This window comes from Actinacidiphila polyblastidii (assembly GCF_036353415.1).
Taxonomy (GTDB): domain Bacteria; phylum Actinomycetota; class Actinomycetes; order Streptomycetales; family Streptomycetaceae; genus Actinacidiphila; species Actinacidiphila polyblastidii.
In genome coordinates this window covers 202373-223786 of the sequence record NZ_JAZEWV010000006.1, presented here as the reverse complement: position 1 = coordinate 223786, position 21414 = coordinate 202373, and the positions used below count along the sequence as shown (strand labels likewise).

At 75.5% G+C, this 21414-nt stretch carries 15 protein-coding genes; 7 read left to right on the top strand and 8 right to left on the bottom strand.

What is annotated here, in order from left to right:
- Positions 1 to 3 precede the first annotated feature (3 nt).
- On the top strand, positions 4 to 174 hold the full coding sequence (locus V2S66_RS10730; protein WP_330794364.1) for a DUF6348 family protein: 171 nt from the start codon (positions 4 to 6) through the stop codon (positions 172 to 174).
- A gap of 51 nt (positions 175 to 225) precedes the next feature.
- On the opposite strand, the gene V2S66_RS10725 is transcribed toward V2S66_RS10730, so the two are convergent.
- From V2S66_RS10725 to V2S66_RS10715, 3 genes are all read right to left on the bottom strand, one after another.
- Positions 226 to 1455, bottom strand: a complete 1230-nt coding sequence (locus V2S66_RS10725) for an amidohydrolase family protein (RefSeq protein WP_330794363.1) — start codon at positions 1453 to 1455, stop codon at positions 226 to 228.
- Complete coding sequence (locus V2S66_RS10720) at positions 1452 to 2915, bottom strand: glutamine synthetase family protein (protein WP_330794362.1); 1464 nt, start codon at positions 2913 to 2915, stop codon at positions 1452 to 1454. Before V2S66_RS10720 ends, V2S66_RS10725 begins: the two co-directional genes overlap by 4 nt.
- An 87-nt stretch (positions 2916 to 3002) precedes the next feature.
- The gene (locus V2S66_RS10715) at positions 3003 to 3626 is read right to left on the bottom strand and encodes a GOLPH3/VPS74 family protein (RefSeq protein ID WP_330794361.1); all 624 of its coding nucleotides are present in this window, start codon (positions 3624 to 3626) and stop codon (positions 3003 to 3005) included.
- Between the two features lie 201 nt (positions 3627 to 3827).
- Between V2S66_RS10715 and V2S66_RS10710 the strand changes: the two genes are divergently transcribed.
- The 3 genes from V2S66_RS10710 to V2S66_RS10700 all read left to right on the top strand — a co-directional run bounded on the left by V2S66_RS10710 (position 3828) and on the right by V2S66_RS10700 (position 8197).
- Positions 3828 to 4109 (top strand): Smr/MutS family protein, encoded by a 282-nt coding sequence (locus V2S66_RS10710; RefSeq protein WP_330794360.1) that lies wholly within the window; start codon positions 3828 to 3830, stop codon positions 4107 to 4109.
- A gap of 80 nt (positions 4110 to 4189) precedes the next feature.
- A complete protein-coding gene (locus V2S66_RS10705; RefSeq protein WP_330794359.1) occupies positions 4190 to 4894 on the top strand; it encodes an NAD-dependent epimerase/dehydratase family protein in 705 nt (234 codons plus the stop codon).
- A 744-nt stretch (positions 4895 to 5638) separates the two neighbouring features.
- Complete coding sequence (locus V2S66_RS10700; protein WP_330794358.1) at positions 5639 to 8197, top strand: polysaccharide lyase family 8 super-sandwich domain-containing protein; 2559 nt, start codon at positions 5639 to 5641, stop codon at positions 8195 to 8197.
- Positions 8198 to 8525: 328 nt separating this feature from the next.
- On the opposite strand, the gene V2S66_RS10695 is transcribed toward V2S66_RS10700, so the two are convergent.
- Together V2S66_RS10695 and V2S66_RS10690 are read right to left on the bottom strand one after the other, a co-directional pair.
- Positions 8526 to 9092 (bottom strand): universal stress protein, encoded by a 567-nt coding sequence (locus V2S66_RS10695; RefSeq protein WP_330794357.1) that lies wholly within the window; start codon positions 9090 to 9092, stop codon positions 8526 to 8528.
- A gap of 5 nt (positions 9093 to 9097) precedes the next feature.
- A complete protein-coding gene (locus tag V2S66_RS10690; protein WP_330794356.1) occupies positions 9098 to 10357 on the bottom strand; it encodes an SLC13 family permease in 1260 nt (419 codons plus the stop codon).
- A 252-nt stretch (positions 10358 to 10609) separates the two neighbouring features.
- Here V2S66_RS10690 and V2S66_RS10685 point away from each other — a divergent pair, with 252 nt between their 5' ends.
- Positions 10610 to 11785: a PP2C family protein-serine/threonine phosphatase gene (locus V2S66_RS10685; RefSeq protein ID WP_330794355.1), complete on the top strand. Its 1176-nt coding sequence runs from the start codon at positions 10610 to 10612 to the stop codon at positions 11783 to 11785.
- Positions 11786 to 11880: 95 nt separating this feature from the next.
- Here the strand turns inward: V2S66_RS10685 and V2S66_RS10680 are convergent, their stop codons facing one another.
- Both V2S66_RS10680 and V2S66_RS10675 read right to left on the bottom strand, forming a co-directional pair.
- Positions 11881 to 13875, bottom strand: coding sequence for an ATP-binding SpoIIE family protein phosphatase (locus V2S66_RS10680; RefSeq protein ID WP_330794354.1), 1995 nt, complete (start codon positions 13873 to 13875; stop codon positions 11881 to 11883).
- Positions 13876 to 14063: 188 nt separating this feature from the next.
- Positions 14064 to 14909, bottom strand: coding sequence for a hypothetical protein (locus tag V2S66_RS10675; RefSeq protein ID WP_413966353.1), 846 nt, complete (start codon positions 14907 to 14909; stop codon positions 14064 to 14066).
- Between the two features lie 436 nt (positions 14910 to 15345).
- Here V2S66_RS10675 and V2S66_RS10670 point away from each other — a divergent pair, with 436 nt between their 5' ends.
- A complete protein-coding gene (locus V2S66_RS10670) occupies positions 15346 to 19431 on the top strand; it encodes a discoidin domain-containing protein (protein ID WP_330794353.1) in 4086 nt (1361 codons plus the stop codon).
- Positions 19432 to 19476: 45 nt separating this feature from the next.
- Here the strand turns inward: V2S66_RS10670 and V2S66_RS10665 are convergent, their stop codons facing one another.
- Complete coding sequence (locus tag V2S66_RS10665; protein WP_330794352.1) at positions 19477 to 20352, bottom strand: MurR/RpiR family transcriptional regulator; 876 nt, start codon at positions 20350 to 20352, stop codon at positions 19477 to 19479.
- Positions 20353 to 20466: 114 nt separating this feature from the next.
- On the opposite strand from V2S66_RS10665, the gene V2S66_RS10660 reads away from it, so the two are divergent.
- Positions 20467 to 21261 carry a helix-turn-helix domain-containing protein gene (locus V2S66_RS10660; RefSeq protein ID WP_330794351.1) on the top strand — a complete coding sequence of 265 codons (795 nt, stop codon included), beginning with the start codon at positions 20467 to 20469 and terminating at the stop codon, positions 21259 to 21261.
- Positions 21262 to 21414 lie beyond the last annotated feature (153 nt).

Genomic DNA, 21414 nt, shown 5'->3' with positions numbered 1-21414 from the left:
GGCGTGAAGATCTTCTTCGGCACGTACAAGGGGGCCGACACCGCGGAGGTCAGGGTCAACGGCCGGGTTGGTGAGCCCGCGGGCCAGGCGCTGCTCGCACAGCCCTGGCCGCGTCCGGCCGAGGGGGGCGCCTACGCGCGCACGTACGCCGTCCTGGTCCACCAGGAGCGCTGACCGCGCCGTCCAAGTCCCTTCGGGTGCGGGCGCCGGGGGGCGGCGCGCGCCTCACAGCCCGTAGGCGCTCAGGGCGTTGTCCCGGCCGATCATCGTCAGCACGCGCCGGGCGTCGGGCTCCGACCAGTCGCCCGCGTCGACCCACGACTGCGCGGCGGCGGCCGCCGCGCGACGCCAGAGCGCGGCGCCCAGCACATGCAGTTCTGCCGGGCCCCAGGCGTCCGAGGAGTACAACAGGCGTCCGAAAGGGGCGAGTTCCATCGACTCGGCGACGACGGCGGCCGACCGGGCGCCCAGATGGTTCACGGCGAGACCGACGTCGCAGTAGACGCGGTCGAACGCCTGCGCCAGGTAGCCGGCCTGCCGGTGGTAGGGGTAGCAGTGCAGAAGCATCACCGGCACCGCGGCGACCGCCGGCTGGCGCAGCAGGCCGAGCAGCAGCATCGGATCGGCCCGGTGCAGGTCCAGGTCCCGGTCGCCGAGACCGGTGTGGATCTGCAGCGGCAGGCCCATCTCCACCGCGCAGTGGACGCCGAACCGCAGCAGCACCGGATCGGTCAGCCGCGGCCCTTCCTGCTGCGCTCCTCCGGTCCCTGCTCCCGCCGGCCCTCCGGGCTCCCCGGCCGGTTCCGCCGCGCACCGCGCCAGCCAGCCGCCCGCCGCCCGCCGTACGGCGTCGGGGTCCGGCGCGGACCAGTCCAGGTCGAGCCCCGCCCGGTAGGCGACCACCGTCTTGAGGCCCACCGCGCCGGCGGCCGCCGCCTGCCGCAGCAGGTCCCGGTAGGCGTCCGCGTACCCGCGCCCGCTCGTCGCGCCCTCCGCAGCCATCGACGCGGCCAGCGACTCGGCGAGTGCCTCAAGCCGCACCACCTCGTACGCCGTGCCGCCCGCCGCCCCGGCCAACTCCGCCGGGGACAGCAGCAGATCGCCCCCGTACCCCGTGTCGACGATCCAGCGGTCCACCCCCGCGGCGGGCAACAGCCGCGCGGCGGCCTCCTGTTCGCCGAGCAGGGCGCGCTGCCGCCAGTAGTCGTCCGCCGGCGCGTGCGCGGGCAGCCCGAGCAGCGGCGCGCACCAGCGGCGTACGGCGAACCCCAGTTGGGAGTCGAAGGAGGTCGTGCCGGACGGAACCGGGCCCGTCGAGCCCTCGTTGAGCGACTCCTCGAAGGCCGTCCTGGTCAGCGGCCCGCGGAAGGCGCCGTGCACATGGTGGTCCACCAGACGCAGCCGCGCGGCGAACTCCGCGAGGGACAAGCCGCTCTGCCGCCCGCCGCGGTTCACGAGGACCAGGCGAAGCGGAACCGCTCGGCGAGGTCGTCCACCGGCACTTCCCCGTACGTGCGCTGCTCGTAGCGCCGTACCGCCAGGGTCGCCGCCACGATCGGCTCGCCGAGGATGCCGCGCGCCGTCGCGGAGTCCTCGAACGCGTCCAGCACCGCGCCCTGCGTGGCCGGCAGCCGGACCGCCGACGGATCGGCCGCCGGGTCGACCCGCACCTCGGGCGGCAGCGGCATGTCGCGGGCGACGCCGTCCAACGCCAGGCCGAGCGCCGTCGCCGTGGCCAGGTAGACGTTCGCGGACGGATCGCCGCACTTGACCTCGACGTTGGCGCCGTGCGGGGTGCCGCGACCGGCGGCCGCCAGCCGCACCGCCGCCTCCCGGTTCTCCAGCCCCCAGCAGGCGAAGGCGCCCGACCACCGGCCGGGCGCGAGACGCGCGGGGGAGAGCACGGAACCGCCGAAGACCGCCAGCGTCCCGGGCAGTCCGGCGACGATCCCGCCGAGCGCGGCGGCGCCCTCGGCGGTCAGCCCGCGCGGCCCGTCCCCGCCCGACAGCAGCGGCACACCGTCGCGCTCCCACGACAGGTGCAGGTGGGCGCCGTTGCCCGCGCCGCCGCCGAACGGCAGCGGCGAGAACGACGCGAGCAGCCCGTATCCGCGGGTCACCCGCCCGATCACCAGCCGCGCCAGCACCACCCGGTCGGCCGAGGCCAGCGGGTCCGCGGGGGACAGCGACACCTCGAACTGCCCGCAGCCGAACTCCGCGTGCACCTGCTCGACGCCGACGCCCACCTCCTCCAGCGCGTCGGTCAGGTCCGCGACGAATCCGTCGCGTTCCAGCACCGGCCCGAGCCCGTACGGCTGCCAGCGACGCTCCGGCAGCGCGCCGCCGTCGGCGTCGGTGAGGGTGAACTCCAGCTCGTGGCCCACCTTCGCGGTGAGTCCGGCCGCCGCCGTTTCCGCCAGCACCGCGCGCAGCCGGCCGCGGGCGCACTGCGGCGACGGGTCGCCGTCCTGGCCGAAGAGCTCGGCGGGGGCCCACGCGTAGCCGCCGCCGACGGCGCGGACCGCCTCCAGGTCCGCCCGCAGCCGCAGGTCGCCGACCACGCCGAGCTGCTCGGTGAAGGCGATCGTGTTGTCGATGCAGAAGACGTTCCAGGTGGGGGAGGCCCCCATGCCCGCGCGGTGGAAGTCGCCGGCCCGCCGCACCGGCACCGTCTTGGCCCGCGCCACCCCCGCCATGTCCACGACCGAGCCGATCAGCACGCGCGCGCCGGCCGCGGTCAGCTCCGCGCGGTACTGCGCCAGGTCGGAGTCAGGCAGCACCGGCAGCCGTACGGCCGGCGGGGGCGGCGCCTCGGGCCGGGAGTCGGGTCCGGCGCCGGGCCGGGACTCAGGCCCGGCGCCGGCCGGGGACGCGGGCCGGGACTCGGACCGTGACGGGAACTCGCCGATCGACACGGAGCCTCCAGAGCGGGACGCGGTACGGCAACCGCAACGCTACCCTCGCCGGACCCGGCGGTGCTGTCGCCGGGCGGTGGCGCCGGGTCAGTAGCCGCGTCGCAGCGTCGTCACCCGGGCCTCGTCGCGGCGCCGGGCCCGCCGCAGCCGCTCCTCGGCCAGCTCCGCGAGCGCCTGGTGGAGCAGCGCCAGCACGGTGTCCACACCGCCGCCGAACCGGGCGGGGGCCTCCGCGGGCAGCACGCCGGTGCCGACCGCCGCGGCCAGCGCGACCAGCACCGGTTCGTCGGCCGACCAGCGGTGCGCCGCCCTGCGCCGGTCGGGCGAGTCGACGAGCACCATCCGGCTGGTCCACAGCACGCCCCACTTCCTGCGCCGCTCCCTGGCCAGCCGGCCCTCCGCCTCAAGGGCCGCCAGATACCCCGTGGGCAGCCCGCGGCCCCTGCGCCACAGCCAGTCCTCGACCGTCTCGAACGGCAGCTTGCGCACCAGCGCCTCCGCGGCCTGGGCCAGCAGCGGGTCCGCCACCTCGGGCGCGTCGGGCGCGGCGGCCACCGGCAGGACGCGGTCGGCTGCCAGCTGCACCAGGTCCAGCCGGAGCAGGTCGATCAGCTCGGCGGCGGCCAGGCCCAGGGACAGGTCGCCGCGCCGCACCGACGGCTCCGACGGCAGGTCCATCGTGATCGTCAGCAGATCGCGAGCTGTGGTCATGAAACCGCTCCACGTACGAGGCCACCGCCGGCCGGCCCCCGGCGCCCACCGCCATTATCACTCCCGCCGGCCGCACCCCGGCCTGCGGACCCGCGCACGGCGCGCAGCGCGTACGCTGCGAGGTCGGTGGGACGGCCGCCGCGCGGGCACGGCGGGCGCGGCGGGGGCCCGGGACGCGATGACGGCGGAAGGCGGCCAGCGGTGGCGACGGCGGCGAAGATCACCCTGGACCTGCATCCCCTCTTCCGGAACAACCGGGACATCGACCTGGCGCTGCGGGAAGTGGTCTTCCGCGCCGCGCGGACCGGTGTCGGCGTGGTCGAGATCATCCCGGGCAAGGGCACCGGCCAGCTGAAGAAGCGGGTGCTGGCGTTCCTCGCGCAGAAGCACATCAGGAAGCTGTACACCCGGATCGAGACCGACGCCACGAACACCGGCCGGGTCCTGGTCCACTTCGCCTCCCCCTCGCCGGGCGCGCGCTGAAAGCGGCGCGGCCGGTAGGGTGAGCCCGAGCTAACCGTGCGGTTAGCAATGGGGCGGGGCGGAACGAGAGCGGCAGGCACATGAAGGTGGTCCTCTTCGGAGCGTCCGGCATGGTCGGGCAGGGCGTCCTGCGGGCCTGCGTGCGGGACGAGCAGGTCGAGAGCGTGCTGCTGGTCGGGCGGGCGCCGACGCCGCCGTCGGCCGCGGCCGGCACGCCGCACCCCAAGGTGCGCGAGATCGTGCACGCCGACTTCACCGACTTCACCGCGCTCGAACCCGAACTCGCCGGTCTCGACGCCTGCTTCTTCTGCCTCGGGGTCTCCATGGCCGGCCGCAGCGAGGAGGAGTACCGGCGGATCACCCACGACTACACCCTCGCCGCGGCCCGCGCACTGGGGTCCGCAAGCCCAGGACTGACCTTCGTCTACGTCTCCGGCGAGGGCACCGACAGCTCGGAGCAGGGGCGTTCCGCCTGGGCGCGGATCAAGGGCCGCACCGAGAACGCCCTGTTGGCGATGGACTTCCCCGCCTACATGTTCCGGCCGGGCTTCATCCGCCCCCTGCACGGCGCCCGTTCGCGCACGACCTGGTACCGCGTCATCTACGCCGCCACCTTCTGGCTCGCGCCGCTCGTCGTCCGCCTGCTGCCGCGCCACGCCACCACGACCGACCGCATCGGCCGCGCGATGCTGGCGGTGGCCCGCCGCGGCGGGCAGGGCCCGCACATCCTCCACACCTCCGACATCAACCACCTCGCCCTGCCCGCCACCCCCCACCCCGGCTGACCCGCGCTCACCTCGCCCCGGGCAGGTCCGGCCCCACGCGCGCCTCGGCCGGCCTGAGGCCGGCCGGCTTCCCGACCCCGTGGGTCCACCCCGGCGTCGGGGGAGGCTCGCCCACCGCCTCGGTCGGCTTGCGCCCAGCCGCGGGGTCGCCCGGCGCGTCGGTCGGCCCGAGCCCGGTCGGGGGCGGCCGGGTGTAGGGACCCCGGCTGCTGGCCCTGGTCCGCCGGGGCGAGTGAGCCCGGTCGGGGGCGGCCCGGCGTCGCCGCTTCGGCCGCGCGAGCCGGCCGCCAGGCCGGGCAGGTCCGGCCCCACGCGCGCCTCGGCCGGCCTGAGGCCGGCCGGCTTCCCGACCCCGTGGGTCCACCCCGGCGTCGGGGGAGGCTCGCCCACCGCCTCGGTCGGCTTACGCCCAGCCGCGGGGTCGCCCGGCGCGTCGGTCGGCCCGAGCCCGGTCGGGGGCGGCCCGGCGTCGCCGCTTCGGCCGCGCGAGCCGGCCGCCGGGCCACCCGGCTACGTTCGGGCCGCGCCCGACCGCCACCTGCCCGGCCCCCGGGCCCCCGGGCGCGCTGCCCCGGCCTCGCCGGCCGCGACAACCCCCGGCGGGAGCCGGAGGGCCCGGGGCCCGCCCGATGACCCCGGGCGCGAGCCCGAGACGCGGGTAGTGACACGTGGTGCCACAGTTGCTTGAATGCCGCACAAGCAAGCGCAGCAAGCGCTTACTGCCCTCCTGGTTGGAGCGTCGCCGTGCAGATATCCCGTCGAGCCCTGCTGTCGATGGTCCCGGCCGTCGCGCTGCCCCTGCCCGCGCTGGCGTCGGCGGCGCCGGCGCGGGCCGCCGAGGGCGGGGCGGCCGTGCTGATCGCCAACACGCTCGCGATCTTCGCGGGTACCGAGGAGTCCAACGCCCGACCCGAGGCCGCCGCGAAGCTCGCGGCCATCGCGTCCACCGCGCGCACCCGGCTGGCGGGGATGGACGCGGCGGGGTCCGGCGAGCTGTTCCACGGCGTGGCGCTCGGCGGCAGCGACACCAATCTGACCTCGTCCTTCCAGTACCTCTACGAGATCGCCCTCGCCACGCGCACCCCGGGCGCCGCGACCGCCGGGCTGCGCGACGACCCGGCCGTCCAAGAGCGCGTCGCCGACGGGCTGGTGGCGCTGTACGACGGCTACTACGGGGACCAGGAAGCGGGTTACTACGGCAACTGGTTCAACTGGGAGATCGGCATGTCGACTTATGTCTCCCGCACCCTGCTGCTGCTCCAAGACCTGCTCGCCGACCGCAACCCCGCCCTGACCGCCGCGTACGTCGCCTCGATGGACGCGTATCTGCGCAACGGCAAGGACGGCGACGTCGACCTCGACTCGCGCTTCCACACCGGCGCCAACCTCGCCGACATCACCACCAACCGCATCCTGCAGGGTGCGGTCACGCAGGACGACGCCCGGATCGCCAAGGCGGTCGCCGACCAGCTCACGGTCTACACGACGGTCGACCCGTATGCGCTGCGGCACGGCGTCACCGACGGCTTCTACGCCGACGGCTCGTTCGTCCAGCACGCCTCCGTCGCCTACAGCGGCTCGTACGGCACCGGGCTGCTCAGCCGGGTGGTGCAGACGGTCAAGGTCCTCGACGGCTCGGGCTACGGGCCGGGCGACAGCCTCGTCGGCATCGTCCAGCGCTGGGTGACCGGCGGGTTCGCCCCGCTGATCTTCGAGGGCTGGATGATGGAGCCGGTCAAGGGCCGCGCGGTGTCCAGGACGACGACGGGGTACGCCGACGTGGCGACGGTGGTCGAGGCGGTGGTGGACCTGTCGGGGCACGCCACCGGAGCGGACGCCGCCGCCCTGGCGGGATACGTGAAGTACGTGCGGCAGACCTCGAGGGCCGCGCTCGACCCGGCCTCCTTCGTCTCCCCGGTGAGCGTGGTCCGCTACGCCGAGATCCTCGCCGACCCAGGCGTCCCCGCGCGGGACCTCAACAACCCCGCGCAGCACACCGCGTTCGCCGCGATGGACCGCAGCGTGCACCGCCGTCCCGGCTACGCCTTCGCGCTCGCCCGCAGCTCCACCCGGATCAGCGGATACGAGTACATGAGCGGCGAGAACCTCAGGCCCTGGTTCCAGGGGCAGGGCGCGCACTACCTCTACCTGTCGGGCCAGGACCAGACGCAGGCCTTCGGCGTCGACTACTTCACCGCGGTCCCGCCGTCCGCGCTCGGCGGCGTGACCGCCCCGGTGGAGACCCGGCTGCCGGTGCCCGAGCTGTACGGCACGGCCTGGTACGACAACCCGGCCCTGGGATTCACCTCCTCGTCGGAGTCGCAGAACACCTACGTCTACTTCCCGCGCGCCGCCAACGCCTGGTCCGGCGGCGCGCGGCTCGGCGCGTACGGTGCGGCCGGTCTCGTGCAGTCCAGCGACGCGGCCTACCAGGCGAAGCAGCAGGGCCTGCTCCCCGATGACTTCGTCGCCTACCGCAACGCCGACGCGACCAAGTCGTGGTTCATGTTCGACGACGAGATCGCGGTGCTGGCCGCCGGCCTCGGCGACGGCGCGGGCCGCGCGGTGACCACCACCGTCGACACCCGCATCGCCGCTCCGGCCGACCCCGTCGCGCTCACCGGCCGGCTGCGCGGCGGCGGCCCCTGGTCGGGGACCGGCACCGCGCCGCTGGCCTGGCTGCGCTACGCCGACCCGGCCCAGGCCGTCGCGGTCGGCTACGTGTTCCTGGACGGCGCGGAGCGCCCCGGCGACCGCGACCCGCGCCCGACGGTCGCGCTGGACACCGTCACCCGCAGCCGCAGGTACATCCGCACCGCCAACGCCGACACCCCGGTGACCAAGCAGGTCTTCTCCCTCACGCTGGCCCAACCGGCGGGCGGGCAGGCGGTGTCGGCCGCCTGGGCGCTCGTCCCGCACGCCACCGAGGAGCAGTTGGCGCGCTACGCACGGGGGCCGCTGACCGTACTGGCCAACTCGACCCGGTTGCAGGCGCTGTACCACTCCGGCCTCGGCATCCTGGCGGCCAACGCCTTCGCGGCCGGACCGCACCAGGTGGGGCGCCTCGGCGTGGACGGCCCCGCGTCGGTGATCGTGCGCGAGTCCCGCGACGGCGCGACCTCGATCGCGGTCTGCGACCCGACGACCGAACGGGACACCGTCTCGGTCGTCCTGCGCGGCCACACGCTGCGCCGGCGCGACGCGGACGACGGCGTCCTGGTCCGCCCGGCCCCCGGCGGCACCCGGATCGACGTCACCACCCGCCACGCCTACGGCCGCACCTTCACCGCGACGCTGCGCTGACGCAGCGGGCGGCCGTCGCGGCGGCCGCGCCGGGCCCCGCGCCAGCACGGGCCCCGCGCGCCCCGCCCGCACTCCCGCACGTGACGCGGAGGTAGGCACCCCCGGGCGACGCCCACCGGCAGCCGCACCGGGACCGTCGCCGTCGCCGCGCCGATCACGCTGCCCGCGCTCACCGGGGGTCGGGCTGGACGTACCGGTCACCGGCGGCCAGGTCCTCGTCCTGTCCGTGGGCGGCGACGGCGACGGCGGCAACGTCACGGCAACGACCACGGCGGCGGGGCCGACCGGGTGCTGACCTGCGCGGCCGGCTGACACGCGCACCGGCGTCCTACCCGAGCGGGGGCGGCGGGGGCGGGTGGTCGGGTCCCGGCCCGGGGCCGGGGCCGGGGCCGGGGCCGTGGCGGCCGTGAACCGGGGGCGGCGGCATCGTGTCGGTGCCCGGCGCCTCGCCCGGCCACACCAGCAGTACCGGGCACGGCGCGTGGTCGACGATGAAGCGGCTGTGCGGACCGAGGCTGTGCGGCCCGAGCCGCGTACGGTCGCCGTCGCGGGCCAGCACCAGCAGCCCGGCGCCCTCCGCAGCCGCCACCACCACGCGCTCCACCCGCCCGGTGCGCTGCACCCGGGCGCACGGCCGGCCCAGCCGGCCCGCCGCCTCCGCGAGCAGCCGCTCGCCCTGCTCGGTCGCCTCCCGCTCGACCGGGATGCCCGGGTCGCGCTCGGGCCGCCCGCGTCCCAGCAGCCCGGCGAAGGCGGCGTGCGCCGCGCCCGGCACGTCCGGGTCGGGCACATGCAGCAGGACCACCTCGGCGTCCCGCGGCGCCCGGTCGCGCACCGCGTCCACGGTCGCCGGCCAGGTGCCCTCGACGATCCAGGCGATGACGGTGGTCGTCACGGCGGTCAGCCTCCGATCGCGGTCAGCGACAGCCACAGTGCCACGACCGCGGCGCCCAGCGCGGCAGGCACGGCGAGCAGCCCGAGCCGGGTGAACTCGCCCAGCTCCACGTCTGTTTCGTGCTCCCGCACGATACGCCGCCACAGCAGGGTGGCCAGCGACCCCGCGTAGGTGAGGTTGGGGCCGATGTTCACCCCGAGCAGCACCGCGAGCACCGCGCCCGCGCCCGAGGGGGCGGCCAGCGGCAGCAGGACCAGCACGGCGGGGAGGTTGTTGATCAGGTTCGCGAGCAGCGCCGCCAGCGCGGCGACGCCCAGCAGCGCGGCGAACCCGGTGCCGTCCGGCACCACCCGGCCCAGCGCGTCCGACAGGCCGTTGTCGACCAGCGCCCGCACCACGATGCCCAGGCCCAGCACGAACGCCAGGAAGGGCACCGCTGCGGCCCTGACCAGCGCGACGGGAGTGGTACGGCGGCGGGCCAGCGCCCGTACCGCGAGGACCGCCGCGCCCGCCGCGGCCGCCCACGCCGGGTTCACGCCCGCCACCGACGCCACCACGAACCCGGCCAGCGTGCACCCGACGGTGGCCAGCGCGAACACCGGCACCGCGGGCGGCTCCGCGGTCTCGGTCGCGGGCTGCGCGCCCGCGGCCAGATCGGTGGCGAAGAACCTCCGCAGCACCGCGTACTCGGCGCCGATCGCCGCCAGCCACGGCAGCGCCATCAGCGCAGCGAAGCGGGTGAAGCTCAGCCCGCTCGCCTCGAAGGCGAGGAGGTTCGTGAGGTTGGAGACCGGCAGCAGCAGCGAGGCGGTGTTCGACAGGTGGGTGCACGCGTAGACGTGGGGCCGGGCGCGTGCGCCCAGCCGGGCGGCGGTGGCGAAGACGACCGGGGTCAGCAGCACCACCGTGGCGTCCAGGCTCAGCACCGCGGTGATCACCGAGGCGAGTACGAAGACCTGCACCAGCAGCCGGCCCGGCCCGCCGCCCGCGCCCCGCGCCATCCACGCCCCGCAGGCGCTGAACAGGCCCTCGTCGTCGCACAGTTGCGCCAGCACCAGCACCGCGGCGAGGAACCCGATCACCGGGCCGAGCCGCTGCGCCTCCTGCCGGGCGTGCGCCAGCGGGATCGCCCCGGCGGCGACGACCACGAGCGCGGCGGGCACCGCGACCACCGCCTCAGGAAGCCCCCACGGCCTTACCACCGCGCACCCGAGCACCGCCACCAGCAGTACGGCGCTGAGCGCCTCGGCGAGTGCCGAATCCACCGTCGCCGGCTCCTCTCCCGGAATCCTCCGGCTCTTCCCGTCCGCGCGGACCTCCCGCGGCGGCGGTCGCCGCGGGCCGCACCGGCGCCCGCCGAATGTCCCCGGGCCGGCCGCCGCGCGCCGCCGACCTGGCACGACGTCCTGGCATCCCGCATGCCCCGCAGTCGGTGGAGTCTGTCACGGCGACCCGGTCGGTCCGCGAGTACGGCTCGCGGACAGGCCGTTTCATCCGCAGATCGGTAACTTTGACCTATGGAGCCGACCGGCGCGACGGGGCAGTCGCGGGTGTCGTGGTTGCCGCGATCCCCGGCCGCCCGGCTGGCCGTGCCGATGGCGCTGGTCGCGCTGCTGCTGGGCATCGACGAGGCCGGCGGCCCGCAGCTGCGCATCGGCGGCCTGATGGTCGCCGTCCCGGCGCTCGCCGCCGCCTTCCTGTGGCCGCGCGCGGTCATGGTCCTGGTGCTGTTCACGCTGGCCTGCATCGTCCTGGCCGCGCAGAACAACGACCAGATCGGCACCGAGAGCTTCTACGTCGTGCTGGCCACCGTGGTGCTGATCGGCGCCGGCGCGGTGGCCGCGGCGCGGATCAGACAGCGCCGCGAACGCCAGCTCGCCCAGGTGCGCTGGGTCGCCGCGGTGATCCAGCAGGTGGTGCTGCGGCCGCTGCCCGCGCGGCTGGGCCCGCTCTCGCTCGCCTCGATGTACCTGGCCGCGCAGGAGGAGGCTGCCATCGGCGGCGACCTGTACGGCGTCGCCGCGCTGGACGACGGCGCCGCGCGGCTGATCGTCGGCGACGTGCAGGGCAAGGGCCTCGGCGCGGTCGAGGTGGCGGGGCTGCTGCTCGGCGCGTTCCGCCGGGCCTCGCGGCGGCGCGTGCCGCTGGGCGAACTGCCGCGCTGCCTGGACGCCGACCTGCGCAGCGACCTCTCCGACCTGGCCGGCGCAGCGTCCCCCGCGCCGGGGCGGGAGGCCACCGCGGGCAGCGCCGTCGCCGCGCCGGACCGCGGCCCCACCGCGCTGGAGGGCTTCGTCACCGCGGTGATGGTGGAGGTCCCCGCCGGCGGCAGCCCGCTGCGCCTGGTCAACTGCGGCCATCCACCGCCCCTGCTGCTGCGCCGCGGGAGCGTCCTGGCGCTCGGACCCGCCACCCCCGGGCTGCCCCTGGGCCTGGGCGACCTGGGGCCCGACCCGGAGGCGACCAGCAGCCACGACCTGGAGGTCGGGGACATCGTGCTGCTCTACACCGACGGGGTGATCGAGACGCGCGACGCCTCCGGTGCGTTCTACCCGCTGGCCCTGCGCCTCCCGGAGCTGGCCGCCGACTCGCTGGAGGACCTGCTGTTCGCCGTCCGGGCCGACCTCGAGCGGCACGCCGCCACCCGTCTCGGCGACGACGTGGCGATGGTCGCCTTCCAGCGCATGGTCTGAGGCCGGCCGGCGCCTCGCCCGGCGGCGCGAGGTCCGGCGGCGCGACACCCTACGGCGCGAGGTCCGTCCGTGCGTCGCCCGACGGCGCGGCGGCGTCACAGCGCCGGCGGCTCCGGCGGCGGCTGGTCCTCGTCCAGGCAGAACCACACCGTCTTGCCCTCCGACTCCGGCCGCACGCTCCACTGCCCGGAGAGGATGTCGAGCAGCAGCAGACCGCGGCCCGAGGAGGCCAGCTCGCCCGGCGCCCGCTGGTGCGGCAGCTCGTCGCCGCGGTCGGTGACCTCCACCCGCAGCCGGCGCCGGCCGGGCTCGCCCGACACCGTCGCGGTCAGCGCCGCCGTCTGGTCGGTGTGCACGAGCACGTTGCCGACCAGCTCGGAGGCCAGCAGCACCGCGGTGTCCACCTGGTCGGGCTGCGCCCAGTCGTGCAGCAGCGCCTCCAGTTCGGCGCGCGCCTCGGACAGGCCGTGCGCCTCGTCCTGCCCGATGGTCAGCAGCAGCCGCCGCTCGGACACCGTCTCCTGCTGCACCGGGGTGTCGCGGCGCAGCAGCAGGAGCGCGATGTCGTCCTCGTTGCGCGGCGCCGGCCGGGTCCGCGGCCCCGCCGCCCCGGGCTCGCCGCCGTCGTGCGGGGCCCTGCCCCGGCCGTACAGCTCGTCGGGCACCGCGTCGCGCCCGGCCGCGTCGCCGCCGGCGGCCTCGTCCGCGTCGGCCTGCTCGTAGTCGGCCTGCTCGTAGCGGCCCATCGGCTGGTGGACCGCCCCGATCAGCCGGTCCGCCATGCCCTCCAGGTCCTCCGTGGGCCCCGGCGACATCGCGTCGCGCACCCGCACCCAGCCGGTGAACATGTCGTGGCCGCCGGTCTCGATCAGCCCGTCGGTGCACAGCATCATGATCTCTTCGGGCTGCAGCCGCACGTCGGTGACCGGGTAGTCGTGCTCCTCGGGCATCAGCCCCAGCGGCAGGCCGCCGCCGACGTGCTTGATCATGCAGGTGCCGTCGGCCAGCCGGAGCACCGGGTGCGGATGGCCCGCCCTGGCGATGTGCAGCATGCCGGTGTCCGGCTCCGCCTCGATGTACAGGCAGGTGGCGAACCTGTCCTGGTCCAGCGCGGTCAGGAAACGGGACGTCCGGGTCAGCACCGCGTCCGGTCCGTGGCCCTCGGCGGCATAGGCGTGCACGGCGGTGCGCAGTTGCGCCATCAGGCCGGCCGCGTGCACGTCATGGCCCTGCACGTCGCCGATCACCAGCGCGATCCGGCCGCCCGGCAGGTTGATGATGTCGTACCAGTCGCCGCCGACGACCAGGCCGCCGCCGGTCGGCACGTAGCGGGTCGCGACGCTGATGCCGGGCTCGGCCGGCTCGGCCGAGCCCATGCTGCGGCGCAGCCCGCGCGACAGGGCCAGCTCGGCGGAGCTGGTACGGGTCCGCTCCAGCGCCTGCGCGAGCAGCCGCGCGGTCAGCTCCAGCAGCTCCCGCTGGTCGGCGGTGAACGCGGTCGGCGCGGCGAACGCCATCAGGCAGACACCGGTGATCCGCCCGGACGCGACCAGCGGCAGGAACGCCCACGACTGGCGGCCGTGCCGGGCGATCAGCGCCCAGGTGGCGGCGTACTGCTCGCGGTAGTCGCGAGCCGAGGACAGGTAGACCGGCCGGCCGGTCCTGGCCACCTCGGTGGCCGGGAAGCGCGTGGAGACCGGCATCCGGAAGGCCCGCTCGGTGTGGCTGCGCCGGTAGCCGTGCTGGCCGAGGACGTTCAGGAACTTGTCGGTCACCCCGAACACGACCAGGCCGTCGAGGTCGAGGTCGGGCAGCCGCAGCCGGGCCACGGTGCGCAGCGCGTCCGAGAGCGACTCCGACCAGGCCAGCGCGTGGCCGGTCCCGAGCATCAGCGCGTCGCGCTGCCGGGCGGTGAGGTCCCCGCCGGGCGGCTCGCCCGGCCCCCGCGCGGGCCCGTGCCCGTCCTCGCCGTCGTCGTCGGCCGCCGCGGACGCCCGCCGCGGCTCGATCCGGTTCATGGCGTCGATCTGCCGCAGCTCGGCGGTCTCGGACCGGTCTCCCGGCGACGGACCCTCCGCTTGCTTGCCCATCGGCGCCCTCTCGCCCCTGTGCTCGTCCCGTGGTCGTCCCTGCTCGTCCCGTGGTCGTCACGTCGGTTCCCATGCTCCGACGCGGCGGCGCGGCCCGCACGCGGAAAGCACCCGGCCGGACACGGGTACGGCCCCCTGCGCGCGAGGACACGCGGAGGGGGCCGCAGCGGCGGCCGGTGGCGGGACGGTCAGCCGGTGGTGGGCCGGTAGGCGTACACGGTCGTGGCGACCTCGCAGACGCCGGGCGACACGATCTCCACCCGCAGCGCGTGCGCGTGCGCGTCGTAGTCGATGCCCTCGGTCTCGAAGGTGCCCGAGCAGATGCTGCTGCGCGGCACCTGGAACAGGGTGCTGACCTGCCCGGTGACGGCGCCGCCGTCCAGCGGGTGCTGCAGGTCCACCTGGAGGACGTCCTTCGCGGCGTCGTCCGACACGCACACCAGGCGGGTGCCGGAGACGAAGTCGCAGCCCTGGATGTCGGACACGGCGCGGTCCAGGGTGATCTGCCCGGCCTGCGGCAGGGCGCCGCCGGTCGCAGGGGTGGCCGGGTTGGTCAGCGGCGCGGGGAAGACCTGGAGCCGGCCCACCGTCCCCCACTCGCCGGCCACCAGCCACTGCGCGTCGGGGGAGACGGTGGCGAAGGAGTTGTTGAGCAGCTCGCCGGCGTCCAGCTGGTGGGTGTAGTCGTAGGTCTTCCCGGCCGGTGTGGTGACCTCGAACATCTTCGAGGTGGCGCTGTCCCCGCCCTGGTAGGCGTCGAAGACGTAGCCGCCCGCGATGTCCGGATCGCCGACGTGGTTCCAGCCCGCGACGCGCAGCCGCAGCGGGATCGAGCCGAGGCCGCGGGTCAGCAGGGAGCCGTCCGCGCGGCTGGCGATCCCCTCGCCCCCGGTGAGCGAGTTGACGGTCGAACTGCCGTTGCCCACCCAGCCGCCGGGGGAGTCGGCGTGCGCGGTGGCGGTGCCCACCGCGGCGAAGGCGGCGGTGGCGAGCAGCGTCGCGACGACACGGCGGCGCGGAACGGTTGCGGTCAACGGAACCCCCAGGGGTGTGGTGGGGCCGCGCCGTACGCCGGCGTCGGCCTCGGACGGGCTAGAACCCTAGCCCCGCCCGCACCACCCGCACCACGGTCGGTCGGCCAACTCGGCCTGAACACCCGGCGCGTGGCCCGCGCGGAGCCCTGCCGGCGCGGACGCGGCGGCCGCCCGCACCGGGCCCGCCCGACGCCCACCGGGAGTCCGCCGGGCCGCCGAACGGCCGCCGTCCCGGGGCCTCCTCGCGTTCGCTCCGCGCCTGTGCCGACGCCGTCCCCTGCCGTCACCGCGCTTTGCCCAACCGACATCCGTCCGACCCTTGACAGAAACACGGGCGGGAGACGAGCCTTTGGCAACGTTGTCATACGGTGTTGGGCCGAAAGCCGCCCACTTTCGTCCTACCACTTCGGGCCGCTCTGGATTGGACCTGCCGCTCATGTCGCACCTGTCGCCTCATCCCTCACGCCGGTCGGTCGTCGCATCCGGTTCGACGCTGCTCGCGGGCCTCGGCCTGGAAATCGCGCTGCCCGGCACCGCCCGCGCGGCCGCGCCCGCCACCGCGCCGGCGCCCGCCGGGGGTCCGGACGCCGCGCCCGGCGAACTCGCCGCGTACCGCCCGGTCGCGGTCTCCTCCACCGACTACGCCCCGACGCCCGCGCAGTTCGCGGTGGACCGGCTCGGCTCGACCGGTGTGCGGGGCAGCGGCTGGCGGGCCGCGGCCGGCGACCCGCAGTGGATCTCGGTGGACCTGCAGGGTGACTGCCGGATCGACTCCGTCCGGCTGACCTTCGAAGCCACCGCCGACGACCCGGTGTTCGTCCCCGCCACCGGCGGTGATCCGTACGACGGCACCACCGGCCAGGAGATCCTGTCCAGTTGCGCGGTCGACTTCGTCGTCGAGACCTCGCGCGACGAGAGGAGCTGGACGACCGTCCACCGGACCGCCTCCGGCACCGGCGGCGTCGTGCGGATCGACCTGGCCGCCCCGGTCACCGCCCGCTGGGTGCGGCTGACCGTGCACAAGCGGTCCAACGCCAACCCGCTGGGGCTCAACGGCTTCGAGGTCTACGGCGCCGCGCCCGGCCACCGGCCCGCGGCGACCGGCTGGACCGACTGGGGCACCCACCACCACGCGGCGCCCACGCTCGCCGTCGCCGCCGACGGCACCGTGGCGCTGGAGTCCGGCTGGACGCTCACCCTGGACGACTGGGCGGGCGCCGAGGGCGCGGACCTGTCCCGCCCCGGGGTGGACACCAGCGGCTGGCTGCCGGCCACGGTGCCCGGCACGGTGCTGACCTCGCTGGTCGACCAGGGGCACCTGCCGGACCCGGTCAGCGGCCTGAACAACCTGCACATCCCCGAGGCGCTGTCGCGCCACTCCTGGTGGTACCGCCGCTCGTTCGCGCTGCCGAAGGGGCTCGCGACCGGCCCGGGACGGCACGTCTGGCTGGAGTTCGACGGCGTCAACCACCAGGCCGACATCTGGCTCAACGGCCGGCAGGCCGGCGACCTGACCTCCCCTTTCGCGCGCTCCGCGCACGACGTCACCGCGCTGCTCGACGCCGGCGGCGAGCAGACCCTCGCGGTGAGGATCACGCCGATGCCGTACCCGGGCAGCCCCGGCGACAAGGGCCCGGAGGGCCTGTCGTTCGTCGACGCCGGCGCGAACATGATGAACCGCAACTCGCCGACGTACCTGGCCTCCTCCGGCTGGGACTGGATGCCCGCGGTGCGTGACCGGGTCTCCGGCATCTGGAACCACGTGCGGCTGCGCTCCACCGGCCACGCCGTCCTCGGCGACCCCCGGGTCGACACCAGGCTGCCCGACCTGCCGGACACCTCGAGCGCCGAGCTGACCATCGTCGTCCCGGTCCGCAACGCCGACACCGCCGCCGCCCGCCGGATCACCGTCACCGCCGCCTTCGACGACATCACGGTCGCCCGCACCGTCACCGTCCCGGCCGGCCGGAGCGCCGACGTCACCTTCGCGCCCGACGCGTACGGGCGGCTGCGGGTGCGCAACCCCAGGCTGTGGTGGCCCAATGGCTACGGCCGCCCCGACCTGCACGAGCTGACCCTGACCGCGACCGTCGACGGGCAGCGCAGCGACCGGCGCACCGCGAGCTTCGGCATCCGCGAGTTCGGCTACGACTACAAGATCACCCTGCCGTTCACGCCGTCCTCCGACGCGTACACCCAGGAGGTGAACGTCGGCGCGCGGCAGGCCCGTTACGTCCGGGTCAGCTGCGGCGGGCGCGCCACCGGCTGGGGGTTCAGCCTGTGGGCGTTCGCGGTCCTGGACAGCGCCCGCCCCGGCGCCGACCTCGCCCTGCACGCGACCGCGACCTCCTCCACCGTCGCCGACGGCACCGATCCCTCGGCCGTCACCGACGGGGACGCGACCACCCGGTGGACCTCGCAGTACGCGGACGACCAGTGGATCGAGGTCGACCTGGGGTCCGTGCAGTCCTTCGACCGGGTCGACCTGACCTGGGAGCAGGCGTACGCGCGGACGTACACCGTGCAGGTCTCCGCCGACGGCGCCGCGTGGACCGACGCCGCCGCCGTGGACAACACCGCGGTGCCGCTGCCCTTCAACAGCGGCGACGCGAGCCTGCAGACCGAGGACTTCACCGCGCACACCGCCCGCTACGTCCGCTTGCAGTGCCATGTGCGGGCCACCAGCTGGGGCAACTCGCTGTGGACGCTGTCCGTCATCGACAGCTCCGCGCCCGGCACCGACCTGGCGCTGCACCGCAGCGTCGCCGCGTCGAGCGAGGACCCCGGCAACCCGGCGAGGAACGCCACCGACGGCGACCCGGGCTCGCGCTGGTCCTCCGACTACGCCGACGACCAGTGGATCCAGGTCGACCTCGGCTCGCCGGTCACCTTCGACCGGATCGTGGTGCTGTGGGAGGCCGCCTACCCGCGCACCTACACCGTCCAGGTCTCCGACGACGGCGAGTCATGGACCGACGTGAAGACCGTCAGCAACGCCCCGGAACCGCTGAAGATCAGCGTCAACGGCGTGCGGGTGTTCTGCCGCGGCGGCAACTGGGGCTGGGACGAACTCCTGCGCCGGATGCCCGCCGAGCGGATGGACACCGCGATGCGGATGCACCGCGACATGAACTTCACGATGATCCGCAACTGGGTCGGCTCCAGCGACCGCGAGGAGTTCTTCGCCGCCGCCGACCGCTACGGACTGCTGGTGTGGAACGACTTCCCCAACGCCTGGGGCATGGACCCGCCGGACCACGACGCGTACAACGCCATCGCCCACGACACGGTGCTGCGCTACCGCCTGCACCCGTGCGTCGTGGTGTGGTGCGGCGCGAACGAGGGCAACCCGCCGCAGGCCGTCGACGACGGCATGCGCAGCGCGGTGGAGAGCCAGGTGCCCGGCGTGCTCTACCAGAGCAACTCCGCCGGCGGCTTCATCACCGGCGGCGGCCCCTACGGCTGGATCGAACCGCAGCGCTACTTCGACCCGGCCACCTACGGCGGCAGCACCTTCGGCTTCCACACCGAGATCGGCATGCCGGTGGTCTCCACCCCGGAGAGCACCCGCGCGATGGTCGGCGACGAGCCCGAGTGGCCGATCGGCGGCGCGTGGTACTACCACGACTGGAGCACCCGCGGGAACCAGGCCCCGCAGAACTACCAGGCGGCCATCGAGGCCAGGCTCGGCGCCGCCACCGGCCTCGACGACTTCGCGACCAAGGCGCAGTTCGTCAACTACGAGAACAGCCGGGCGATGTTCGAGGCGTGGAACGCCCACCTGTGGGACGATGCCACCGGCCTGATGCTGTGGATGTCCCACCCCGCGTGGCACAGCACCGTCTGGCAGACCTACGACTACGACTTCGACGTCAACGGCCTCTACTACGGCTCCCGCAAGGCGTGCGAGGCGCTGCACGTCCAGGCCGACCCGACCAGCGGAGCGGTCCTCGCGGTCAATCACACCCCGCGGGCCGTGCAGGGCGGGGTGGTCACCGCCCGCGCCTACGACCTCGGCGGCCGCCAGCTCGGCGCGACCACGCGCACCACCCTGGACGTGCCCGCGGCCGGCACCGCGCCGGCGTTCACCGCCGCCTTCGGCGACGGCCTGCCCGACCTCCACCTGCTGCGGCTCACCCTCGCCGACGCCCGCGGCCGCACCCTGTCGGAGAACACCTACTGGCGCTATCGCGACGCCGCCGACATGAAGGCCCTCAACACCGCCAGGAAGACGCGGCTTTCGGTCTCCGTCACCGCCGCCACCAGGTCCGGCGCCCGCCGCGGCCTGACCGCCGCCCTCCGCAACACCGGCTCCGCCGTCGCCGCGATGATCCGCCTCTCCCTGCGCGACAGCCGCGGCGACCGCGTGCTGCCCGTCGAGTACAGCGACAACTACCTGTGGCTGCTGCCCGGCGAGTCCCGGACCGTCTCCCTCTCCTGGCCGCAGGACGCGCTCCTGTCCGGCGGTCCGGTGCTGCGGGCCGAGGGCTACAACACGGGCCGCGAGGAGGCCGCGCACTGAGATCCGCCGCGCGTCGCAGCGCGGCCGCGAGCACGCGGTCCGGCCTCAGTCCTCCGCGTAGGAGGACAGCAGCCGGACCGCGTGCTCGCGCCGGGCCAGCCGGCGGGCCGCGGCCTTCGAACGGGCGGCGGTCAGCGTCGCCAGCGCGTGGGCGATCGCGGCCACGGCGGTCGGGGAGTCGGAGTACGACGCGCTGGCGGTGACCGCCGTCAGGCACACGTCGGCGCGGGCGGCGAGCGGTCCCGCCGGATCGTCGGTCACCGCGACGACGGTGGCGCCCAGTTCACCGAACGCCTCGGCCAGCCGCAGCGTCCCGGCGTGGTAGCGGCGCAGCCCGAAGGCCACCAGCACGTCCTGCGGCCCGGCGTCGATCAGCGCCTCGACCTCGTGCGCCGCGGGCCCGCCGACCAGCGCCACCTGCCCGAGCACCACGGACAGGTCGGTGGCCAGCAGGTGCGCGAAGGCGTGGCTGCGGTGGGCGCCGGTCACCCAGCGGCGGCGGGCGGCCAGCAGCGCGTCCACCGCGGCGGCCAGCGCGCCGCTGTCGTCCAGCTCACTGAGCGTGGTCGCCACGTTGTCCGACTCCAGGACCGTCATCCGCGGCAGCAGTCCGGCGCGCGCCGCGGGGTTCAGCCGGGCCTCGAACCGGGCCGCCGGGCTGCGCAGTTGGCCGTTGAGCTTGTCGCTGACCCGGGCCTGGAGTTCGGCGAGGTCGCGGAAGCCGGCCGTCGTCAGCAGCCGGTGCAGATCGCGCCGGGTGGCGCCGCTGCGCTCCAGCAGCACGTCGTGGCGTTGCAGGACGGCCGCCGGATAGCCCGCCGACAGGACGTCGCACAGCGCCTGTTCGCCGGGACCGAGCCCCTGCGCCGCGTCGGCGAGCATCGTCAGCGGATCCGACCACGTCGAGGCGTGGCTGCACACGTCGGACCTCCCGGGCGGTGGGGGAGCGGAGGGCGGTGGCGGCGGCGCGGCGGGATGATCCTGCCCTCTCCAAAAGCGCCACAAACCATGGTAATTAATGATGTTCGCGGCACGATGCCGGTGAGCGAGGGGGTGGTGACCGTGGCCGAGCAGACGGATCGCGGCGGCATGGACCGCGGCGGCGCGGATCGTGCCGCCGCGGTGCGGCGTGCGCCGTCCGTACCGCGGCAGCCGGCGGCCGCCGGACCGGGGACGGCCGCCGGGCCGGCGGTGGGCAGCAGCGTCTCGGCGGTCCGGCTGGGCCGCAGGCTGCGGATGTCGCGCCGGCGGCTCGGCCTCACGCAGGACGCGGTGAGCGGCAGGACCGGCCTGTCCAAGAGCTTCCTCAGCCAGGTGGAGGCGGGCCGCGCCAACCCCACGCTGGAGTCGCTGCACCGGCTGGCCGAGGCGGTCGAGACGCCGCTGTCCGTCCTGCTGGCGGGGCCGGGCCCCGGTGCGGGACCCGCCGCGGGCGGCCCGGGGAGCCCGGCCGGTCCACTCGGTCCGGGCGGCGGTACGCGGCCGCCGTCCGCGCTCGGACTGAGCACCACCTACCGCCCGGCGCGCGACTGCGGCGAGTGGGCCGCGGGCGAGGGCCGCACCTACCCGCTGACCGCGCCCGGCGCCCGCCGCTTCGAGACGGTCCTGGTCGAAGGGACCCCGGCGCACCACGCGTTCACCACCAGCCACCCCGGCGAGGAGCTGTGCCACCTGCTGGCCGGCGGGCTGCGGGCGGACGTCGACGGCGAGCGGTTCGTCCTGGCACCCGGCGACTCGCTGCACTACGACAGCGCGTCGGCGCACCGGCTCACCGCGCTGGCCCCGGGCACCCGCTTCCTGCTCCAGGTCGCGGGCCCGCCCGTCTCCTGACCGCGGCCGCGCGCACCAGGCGCGGACCCCGGGGTGGCAGGGACACGTCGTCATGGCCCCTCACCGTACGCAGCGCCGCCGCACCCGGCGATGGACACGGTGTCGGTCGGCCCCGCGGCGCGTTCGACGAAACGTCGACCGTCGGCGCGTCCC